Source organism: Scytonema hankhaensis NUACC26, from assembly GCF_045865695.1.
GTDB lineage: Bacteria > Cyanobacteriota > Cyanobacteriia > Cyanobacteriales > Nostocaceae > Scytonema.
In genome coordinates this window covers 48,637-58,255 of sequence record NZ_BAACAP010000185.1, presented here as the reverse complement: position 1 = coordinate 58,255, position 9,619 = coordinate 48,637, and the positions used below count along the sequence as shown (strand labels likewise).

Below are 9,619 nucleotides of genomic sequence, written 5' to 3'. Positions count from 1 at the left end.
ACTTCATAGACGATTTGGGTTGCGATCGAGGAGTCTAATTGAGCAGCAAGACGGCTTAAGGCAGTCTGTAAGTTACTGCTCTCTAAAAGGTAGGGGCGGCGTAGTGCCTCTACTGAACGACGTGCCTCCGCAAGCCCAGAACGAGCTAAGTCGAGGATCTGAGTGAGGAGAGTTTGCGCTTTTTCTGGAGCCACCGTTACCTTATTGGAGGCAGATCGAGCATGAATGATAATACCTGAATTTCCCGTGCCATGTGGTTGCGCTCTTCTAGAATGGAAGCTGCTTCGGCACGTTTGCGTTCACGCAGTGCAGCGTTTCGCTGTTCGCTAATGTCAGTGACTAGACCATAATGTCCTTTCACTTGAGCATTGCGATCGAAATCGGGGATGAAGGTCGCACTGATATACTTTTTGCCAATCGGATAGGAAATTTCTGCCTCATAGGTTGCAATTTGCCCTGCTTGCGCTCGCTTGATGTTTGGTTCCACAATGAGATAAGCCATCTCACCCAAGAGCTCGCGAACAGACTTGCCCAGAATTTCATCTCGACTACAGCTAAACCAGATCTCATAAGCTCGGTTGACAAACCGAAAGCGCTGATTGGTATCCACATAGCTGATCAAAGCAGGTAGAGCGTCAGCGATCAGTCGTAATTCCTGTTCTCGGCGGCGCAGTTCTGCTTCGCTTTTTTGTAATGCTGCCGTTCGTTCTGTGACCTGTTGCTCCAAGGCGTGGTTGTAATCGGCTAACAGTTGTTCTGCCTGTTTGCGTTCAGTGATGTCTTGAAAGGCTGCGATCGCATAAGCCACATTGCCCTTTTCGTCAAAAACTGGCGTTCCCCACGACTCAACTGGAATTGTGGTGCTGTTTTGGCGAATTTCCATATCATCAGTTCTAGTGCGTTCGCCGCTCAATGCTCGCACGATTGGCATTTTCTCTGTTGGATAGGGTCGATCCGTTCCCGCTAAATAGATTTGATAAGCCTCTGCAAGTTGTTTCAGTGTCACGGAAGGATCGGTTTCTTTGCCCACTAGCTGAATTGCCCGTTGATTGAAATAGTAAGGGCGACCCGCCGTATCCACGACTGCAATTCCCACCGGGATTGCTTCTAGAAATTGAGTCATCCTACTTTCGCTAGCGCGTAGCCTAGAGTAGAGTCTGGCATTTTCGATCGCAATCGCTGCCTGGGTCGATAATAGATGCAAAACTTGCGTTCGCGTAGCGTCTCCTTCGGAGAATCGCTCCGGTGTAAATGCTCCAACCGCCAATTGATTCTCCAGATACAGCACACCAACGAGCTTACTCTGATTCAGTAGTGGCAAACAGAGCAGTGATTGGGCTTGGTGGTGCTGAATGTATGGCTCATTGATGAAATTACCTTCACGAGTTGCATCATTCAAGATGACAGTTTCATGAGTCCGAATCACATATTGAATAATGGATGCAGGTAAACGATTCGCCATTGGAATCAATTGCAGCACTCGCGTAGCACAGTCCTGCTCACCCTCATTGAGTTCATAAGCAGCTTCAATCACCCATTCGCCTGAGTTTTCTAGAATCAGAAATCCGGTTTGTGCCCCAGCATTCTTGATTAAAATTTGCATCAGAGAGCCAAGTAACCGATCCAGTTCAATTTCACTCGAAATCGCCTGGGATGCTTTCAGTACCGCTGCCAAGTCGAAAGCGCTGTCTAAGCGAGTAGAGATGATTTCAGAAGCTGTGTGGATTGGCGTGTAAGCGACGCCTGACGATTGAGGAAAGAACTGCGGGTAGCGAGTTTCTAAATCTTTGACTTTTGCAGTTGCTCCCCATCGTTCATAGCAGTAGTGGGCTTCTTTCATATAAGTTTGGGCAAATTTCTCCATACCCCTTGCCAGATAGAATTTAGCGGCTAATTCATATCCCAATGCTTCTTCTTGGATGTATTCATTATCCTTAGCCCCTTTAATTGCAAGCTCATAAAAATCCATTGCTTCAACGACTTGACCCAAAACTCGCGCTTTCTCTGCCTCGACTAGATGATACTTATGCAAATAATTCATGGGTGCATGATGTGCCCAGTGCTTCATTTTCTCCTGATTAATGGCAACTTTATCCAAGATTTGTTTTTGTATTTGAGCACTGCTTCTAGAGCAGGTTGCCAATCTTGCTAAAGAGTCATAGAGATAGTAAAAAGGCTCAGAAGAACCCCCTATTGCTTGAATCAGATGACTTTCCGCTACAATTAAATTTTCAACTGCTTGAGCATACTCAGAAAATAGGTAGCATAGAAAAAGTTTGTTCAAATGTATGAGGAAGATTACTACTTCATCTATTTCGCAGAGTGGCGGTCTATTCTCTTCAGTGTAGGATTTGCCAGTTAGACAGGTTGGATTGATAGAATATCCCATCAAATTTAAAACACTCTGGTGATATATTTGAGTCCAAATGAGTGATGTTTTCTGTTTGATTTGACGAACTGCTTCATTATACGAGGCCATCTCACGTTCAATCTCCACAAGTGTTTTTCCAATGAAAAAGGAGTGGCAGCAGTAAGCATGAGTACACATGGCAGCAAATTCTAGATCCCCAGTTTCTAGTCCACTTTGGTAGCCTTCTCGTAGTGGCTCCAGTGATTCTCTGATATGTTCTTTCCAATGGGTGCAGCCAAAATTCACTATTACTAAAGTCCGAGCTTTGAGTGAATGGATACTCGCTTGTGACAATAACCTTAAAGCAAGCTGTCCAAACTGATAACCAGACTCTATATTTCCGCCCATTCCGCAAAGAATTAACCCAAAGCTGGCGTAGGCAAAGGAAGATACAGATGCATTGCCATACTCAATTGAGAAGTCGATCTGCTTGGACACAAGTAGAGGCATCAAATTGGGAGCAGCAACACGGGCAGCGACCGTGATACTAGCTAGGATTCGCATCGCTGCTAACTTCTCCGGTTCGGTCATTTCTGGCAAATGGATCAACTCTGAAATTGGCTTCTTACGAAGGCGGGCTGCGATCGTGTTTAGTTCAAGATAGATATCTGACTGACTTGGCTGTTCGGGAAAACTGATACCAAACTGCTGTAAAACTTGCAATCCAGTTTTGATTGCTTTCAAGAATTGGTTCTGTGCAATAATAGTTTGAATTTCGACCTCGTGGACTTTGATGCTGTCGAGAAACGTCCTGGCTTCTTGTAGAACAATTGCAACCCAGTATTCTACCTGCTCAAACTCACCGCACAAATACGTAACTTCTGTAGTTTCTATATATAATTCTAGAGTCAGCTCATAGTTGGTTTGCCAGCTAGAAGCCGCTAGCCATGCTCTGGCTGTAGCTAGATATTTATTAGCTACACTATAAGCGATTGCCCTTTTTGCTTTCTGACCTGCCAATAAATTCAATCGGGCAATTTCATCTCGTTGTGGTAAAGCAGTGACAATCTCAATCCCCTGATTGAGATGATCCACGATTTCAAACAGTCGAGCTGATAGTTGCTCTGGTGAAGTTTTTTCGAGTAAATTGCGACCGATCTCCAAATGAACCACCTGTTTCTGCGACCGATCGATTAAGGCATTGAGCCGAGATACAGCCATGCAGATAGCCACGGAACGACAAGAGCAACGCCTGCTTCTTCTCTCCGCTGTAGGAACGCTGTTCCTATCGATCGTCGGCGTGCTCATCGGGCTTTGGACTGGCGCAAAGTCGATCGTGTTCGACGGCATGTACGACGTCGTAGACGCCAGCATGACGCTCAACGCCTGGCTCGTAGCTCGCCTTATCGCACGGGGTGACGACCGCCGCTTCCAGTACGGCTACTGGCACATCGAGCCCATGCTCGCCTTCCTGAACGGGACGGTGCTGCTGTTCGCCTGCGTCTATGCCTTCGTGGACGGTGTCGGCGCTACGCTGGCGGGCGTCCGGTCAGCTTCGACATTGGCGTGGTATACGCTGCCGTGGGCACAGTCTTGAGCTTTGCTATCTACCCCTATGTCCGGCGCAAGGGTCGCGGGCTCAAGTCCACGCTCCTCGACCTCGATGGCCGCTCTTGGCTGCTGGGCGGGCTGCTAAGCGCTAGCCTGTGCCTCTCCTTCGGTGTGGCCGGCCTGCTCGAAGGCGTGGGTGCCGGTCAGTTCGCCGCCTATGTCGATCCCGCGATCCCGATCGTCCTGTCGGTGTGCATGGCGCCGTTCCCCGCTGCTACGATCGCGCATGCCGGACGTGAGATCCTCCAGATCGCGCCACCGGATCTTGACGCGCGCGTTGACGGTATCGCACGCGACGTGGCGGCGCGGCACGGCTTTGTCAACCACCGATCCTACGTCACGAAGGTCGGTCGCGCGCAGTTCATCGAGATCTGCTTCGTCGCGCCGTCTGCGGCGACCGTGAAGACCTTGGGCGAGTTCGACGCTATCCGACAGGAGATCGCGGACGCAATGGGGGGTCGCAGGCCGGGCTACTGGCTGACGGTCGAATTCACCGCAGACCCGCGATGGATCTAGCAGTCCTCCAGTCTGGATTAAAGTGTCAGCTCTCAGATCTCTGTATATGGCTCAAAGAAATAATCTGCTATCTTGGGTTATTGTCCAGATTTCTCACACCCTATTAGGTTGCTGACTCCACCTTAATCTCATGGATTGTCCTGAACTGCTCACCGTGCGTGGCCCTCTTCCCAATAGTCGTTCGATCGTGACTGTCCGGCGCGACATCCTTGGCGGCATACATGAGGATATTGACATTAGGAACCATTTCTTTGAACGGGTTGAGTTTCAGTTAATGCTCGCTACCCGCTCGGACTTTGCGGACATCTTTAAACCCTTGCTCTACGAGTTTCTTAGCGGTGAGATGAACACCAATCAGGTCTGGTCGCGATACAAGGAACTCCTAGACTGCAGCGGTATCACCTTTGGACATGAACCACTAAGTTTCATGCCATACCGTCGAGGGGCAACTCTCGAATGTGCTAAATAACCTAACGATCGTCCTAGATGCAGCTTTTGATGGGGTTTTTGATACTATGCATCGTTTGAACAAGTTCAATATCGTTCTGGAACTTAATAATATCAGGCATCTCTTTACTGCTCCAGAAATGAATCCCTTTTCTAATCAGGAGTGGTCACCCAACTGACTGGCAACCTCCTCAACCGAAGGACGTGTACGAGTTAGTAGTGATTGGGGCTGGTCCCGCTGGTCTGACGGCTGCGGTAACGGCTGCTGAATCGGGTCACACGGTCGCAGTGATTGAGCGGAACTTGACGGGTGGCACCTGCGTCAACTTTGGCTGCACTCCTAGTAAGTCTCTTTTGCGTGCTGCCCGGGCGGTATATCAGGCTCGTGACGGAGAGAAGTTTGGCTACTCACTTGGTGCCTCACCTCAAGTTAACTTCGCCGCCGTCATGACGCGAGTGCGGGAAATGCGAGCTTTCAGCAGCAGCTTTGATGCGGTGTCAGTTGTGGCTGAAGCCGGGATTGATATGTTCTTCGGTGATGCCCGCTTCGTTAGTTCTAACGCGATCGAGGTTGAGGGTCAGCAGCTACAGTTCAAGAAGGCGCTGATTGCTTCGGGTAGCCGATCGGCAGTTCCCAATATACCGGGGCTGAACGATGCACACTACCTGACGAATGAAACGGTCTTCGAGTTAATAGAGCTTCCCCGACGGTTGGTTTGTATCGGTGGTGGCACCGTGAACTGCGAACTAGCACAGGCATTCCGACGGTTGGGGAGCGAGGTCGATTTGGTGGGGAGTGCGGAGCGCTTGCTAACAGCCGATGCATCGACTGCATCCAGGGTAGTGGCTCAGCGATTGGCGGCTGAGGGGGTACGGTTGCACCTGGGGATGAGGGCGACGAAGGTAGACGGTCAGCAGAAGCGATTGATTCTGAGCGATGGGTCTGAGTTAGCCTACGATGCACTCCCGATCGCCACTGGTAGAAAAGTCAACGTGAATGGAATGGGGCTGGAGGCAGTTGGGGTGAAGTTCAGTGCCTCTAGGATTGAAATCGATGATTATCTGCGGACAACGAATCCTACCGTGTATGCCGCTGGGGATGTAGCTCTACCGGAGAAATACACCCATGCAGCGATCGCAACGGCTAAACTAGCGGTCGCTAACGCGCTTGACGGAGGTGGGAAGCGGGTGTCGGATTTAGTCATCCCTCACTGCACTTACACTGACCCAGAAGTTGCTCAGGTTGGAATTACTCCTCAGGAAGCAGCAGAGCGTGGTATCACTATCAACACTCATTGATTGCAGTTAGAGAAGGTCGAGCGGGCTGCGATCGACGGGGAGGCAGACGGGTTTGTTGCCTTGTATACCCACCAGGGAGTTATCGTTGGAGCGACATTCGTAGCGGCTCATGCAGGGGAGTCCCTTCCTCTGCTCACTCTAGCAGTGATGCAAAAGATGACACCTGCGAACTTAGCAGAGGTAATTCATTGTTATCCAACTCAGGTTGAAGCGATCCAGCGAGTTGCGACTCAAGCTAGCTAGGAGATACGGCTTCTACTGATGAAGAACAGTAACAAGGACTGCCATTATCCTCCCCCTTTTCGCTCATCGAACTCCATAACTTTCATGGAGCCGCGAGTCGTGTGGGTGTGTCTGAGACCGCTTTTGCGCTGCGTCAGGATCATCTGACGGTTCAGGCGAATGACCTGAGAGGTAGGAGCGCAAGGCATTGCGCCCCTACATCTTTTACAGAGATGTCTATTTGTAAGTAATTGGACATAATTAATTTCAATCATGTTTTTGCTGAATCCGATGCCCTATGACCCATGCCCAACCTGAATGAGTGTATTTATTTTAGTCCAGTTACTTAAGATTCTGATAAATCATCATAAGAATTTGAAAGCAGTTAAGTGTTAGAACTTATTAAACTTTGAGTTAGATATTCGAGTATGAAATTTAAATTCACAGAGATCGAATCCTCGATCTCTAAGACGGTATTAATAGCGATTGATAATTCATTTGTTCATTCACCGTAACTTGACTCGATCTGTTCAGATTGAGACTTTTTGAAAGCGTAAATAGTTATTTAAGTAAATAGGATCGTATTGAGATGGAAGCATTAGAAGTAACTTCACATGAAAAGATGCTAAATCCGATCGCTGGATTTTGGATTGCCCGATCGATCTATCTTGCTGCAATGTTAGGGGTTACCGATTGGTTTGACGATCGACCCAAAACGATCGCTCAACTTGCAGCCGCAACGAATACTGAACCGCGATCGCTGTATCGACTTCTGCGTGCTTTAGCCAGTGTGGGCATTTTTACCGAAGTCTCGGAGCGATGTTTTGCGCTGACTCCTTTAGCTGTAACACTCAAGAGCGATTGTCCCGGTTCAATGCGGTATGTTGCGATGGCACAGATGGGAGAAGACCATTCTTTAGGGTGGAGCAATGGATTACATAGCTTAAGAACAGGTGAAACTGCGTTTGATGCTGTAGCCGGAATGTCGGCTTGGGATTATTATGCTCAACATCCTGAAGCGGGGCAAATCTTCTCCGAGTCAATGACTGGTATGTTAGCTCCGGTTTCGCAAGCCGTTGCAGAGATCTATGACTTTTCTGAATTCAAGACAATCGTTGATGTCGGTGGAGCGCAAGGCAGCTTAGTTACTGCAATTGTGCGATCGCATCCTCATCTCAAAGGGATTCTGTTCGATCTGCCCGAAGTTATTGCCAATGTCAGTGTGGACGACAATATCCAGCCCATTGCTGGAAATTTCTTTGAGTCTGTGCCATCAGGTGGTGACGTTTATCTAATGCGTGCCATCATTCATGATTGGGATGATGAAAAGTCCTCAATCATTCTGAAAAACTGTCATCAAGCCATGCCGGCTCGCGGTAAATTACTTCTGGTCGAAAGCATCATTCCAACAGGTAATGAACCCTCTCTCACAAAGTTGATTGACGTGCTCATGTTGATGATGACAGGTGGACGAGAACGAACTGAAGAAGAATATCGATTGTTGTTGCGATCGAGTGGGTTTGAACTGACGCGAGTGATTCCGACTTCCTCAATGCTCAGCATCATTGAAGCAGTGAAAGCTTAGTAGGTGACGCGAAAGCATCAAGCTACTCTTCTCAACAGGTTGAAGCGTAAACAGTCATTAAAGTAAACAGGATCTGGTTCAGATGGAAAAATTAAATGATACAGGCAAAACACTATATCATTAATTTGTATCTACAAAATTCGCCACTTAATAATGGTCACGATCGTCTCATCTACAATTCATTGCCACTAGCCTACTGACACTTATGATTCCAAACCTTCCTGCTGGTTCGCAAGCTCCTCTCTGGCTGCAAAAAATCCAGTACACGCGGGACGCGATCGCCTACATGGAGGCTGCTGCCCAACGTTGTGGAGAAATTTTTAATGCTCCTGTCATTGGCAATCACCCGGTTGTGTTGTTCGTTAGCAATCCCCAAGCACTCCAGTTCATTTTCTCGAATGACACAAAGCAATTTATGACTCCGCCTAATCAACTGCTACAACCACTGACTGGGGATTGCTCCATTTTTGCCCTAGAAGGTTCTCGCCATCGTCGAGAACGTCGATTGTTAATGCCTCCATTTCATGGAGAACAGATGCGAACATCTGGAGAATTGATTTGTGAATTGGTTGACAAAGCAGCGAGTTCGCTGTCAATCGATACTCAGTTTTCTGCTCGTCAGTTGGCGCAGGAAATTTCTCTAGCAGTGATTCTTAAGGTCGTTTTTGGAATTTATCAAGAGGAGCGGTTCCATCGCCTCAAGTCGCTAATTATTCAGTTCGCAGATTCACTGCAATCTCCTTTTATTGGCGGTTTGCTTTTCTTTCCATCCTTACAAAAGGATTGGGGAACCCAAAGCCCTTGGGGATATTTCCGGCATCTGCAACGACAGATTAAAGAACTCATCTATGCTGAAATTTCCGTGAAGCGGAGCGATGCAGCAGGAAATCGTCGCAGCCAGCATCATATGAGTTCCGACATTCTGAGTTTACTGATGTCAGCCCGTGATGAGACGGGTCAACCGATGAGTGATGCTGAATTGCATGATGAGTTATTTACACTTCTGTTAGCAGGTTATGAAACAACTGCAAGTGCGATCGCTTGGGCACTGTATTGGATTCATCGCCATCCCCAAGTTGGCGAAAAGCTACTTGTAGAACTGAATCAGCAAGGATTGGCTCCAGATCCAACTACCCTTGTACAGTTACCTTATCTCACTGCGGTTTGTAATGAGTCTCTGCGCCTTTTCCCCGTTGCGACTCTTACCTTTCCCAGAGAGGTCAAAGAACCTGTAGAACTGATGGGTTATCAACTAGAACCTGGAACGAGAGTGTATGGTTGTATTTATCTGACTCATCAGCGCCCAGATCTTTATCCAAACCCTAAATTGTTTAAACCAGAGCGCTTTTTAGAACGGCAGTTCTCTCCCTACGAATTCTTGCCCTTTGGCGGTGGTGCACGCCGTTGCATTGGGGAAGCATTAGCCCAATTTGAGATGAAATTAGTCATCGCAACTTTGGTTTCTCATTATCGACTAGCACTGGTAGATCGATCTCCTGAATATCCTCAGCGTCGAGGGGTGACATTTACTCCTGGTAAGGGGGTACAGATGGTTCTGAAGGAGAAAATTTGAACATCCCTCGTCAAGT

At 48.1% G+C, this 9,619-nt stretch carries 9 protein-coding genes and 1 pseudogene; 8 read left to right on the top strand and 2 right to left on the bottom strand.

Features of this window, described 5'->3' with window-relative positions; translation table 11 throughout:
- A pseudogene (locus ACKTT2_RS18500) lies at nucleotides 1–194 on the bottom strand (response regulator); the annotation flags it as partial.
- Nucleotides 195–196: 2 nt separating this feature from the next.
- Nucleotides 197–3,571 carry a PAS domain-containing protein gene (locus ACKTT2_RS18495; protein WP_407889533.1) on the bottom strand — a complete coding sequence of 1,125 codons (3,375 nt, stop codon included), beginning with the start codon at nucleotides 3,569–3,571 and terminating at the stop codon, nucleotides 197–199.
- Here ACKTT2_RS18495 and ACKTT2_RS18490 point away from each other — a divergent pair.
- The 8 genes from ACKTT2_RS18490 (at nucleotide 3,570) to ACKTT2_RS18455 (ending at nucleotide 9,603) form a co-directional block, all read left to right on the top strand.
- Nucleotides 3,570–3,947, top strand: a complete 378-nt coding sequence (locus ACKTT2_RS18490; protein ID WP_407889531.1) for a cation efflux transmembrane domain-containing protein — start codon at nucleotides 3,570–3,572, stop codon at nucleotides 3,945–3,947. The two genes, ACKTT2_RS18495 and ACKTT2_RS18490, sit on opposite strands and share 2 nt — an antisense overlap.
- Entirely contained in the window at nucleotides 3,944–4,477 is a 534-nt protein-coding gene (locus ACKTT2_RS18485; protein ID WP_407889529.1) for a hypothetical protein, read from the top strand. The genes ACKTT2_RS18490 and ACKTT2_RS18485 overlap by 4 nt, the downstream gene beginning before the upstream one ends.
- Nucleotides 4,478–4,607: 130 nt before the next feature.
- Nucleotides 4,608–4,946, top strand: coding sequence for a glycogen debranching N-terminal domain-containing protein (locus ACKTT2_RS18480; RefSeq protein WP_407889527.1), 339 nt, complete (start codon nucleotides 4,608–4,610; stop codon nucleotides 4,944–4,946).
- Nucleotides 4,936–5,103, top strand: a complete 168-nt coding sequence (locus tag ACKTT2_RS18475; protein ID WP_407889525.1) for a hypothetical protein — start codon at nucleotides 4,936–4,938, stop codon at nucleotides 5,101–5,103. The genes ACKTT2_RS18480 and ACKTT2_RS18475 overlap by 11 nt, the downstream gene beginning before the upstream one ends.
- A 25-nt stretch (nucleotides 5,104–5,128) precedes the next feature.
- Complete coding sequence (locus ACKTT2_RS18470) at nucleotides 5,129–6,223, top strand: FAD-dependent oxidoreductase (protein WP_407889523.1); 1,095 nt, start codon at nucleotides 5,129–5,131, stop codon at nucleotides 6,221–6,223.
- Nucleotides 6,224–6,466, top strand: a complete 243-nt coding sequence (locus ACKTT2_RS18465; RefSeq protein WP_407889521.1) for an oxidoreductase dimerization domain-containing protein — start codon at nucleotides 6,224–6,226, stop codon at nucleotides 6,464–6,466.
- 568 nt (nucleotides 6,467–7,034) lie between these two features.
- Nucleotides 7,035–8,030, top strand: coding sequence for a methyltransferase (locus ACKTT2_RS18460; protein ID WP_407889519.1), 996 nt, complete (start codon nucleotides 7,035–7,037; stop codon nucleotides 8,028–8,030).
- Between the two features lie 205 nt (nucleotides 8,031–8,235).
- Nucleotides 8,236–9,603, top strand: coding sequence for a cytochrome P450 (locus ACKTT2_RS18455; protein ID WP_407889517.1), 1,368 nt, complete (start codon nucleotides 8,236–8,238; stop codon nucleotides 9,601–9,603).
- The last annotated feature ends 16 nt before the right edge of the window (nucleotides 9,604–9,619 follow it).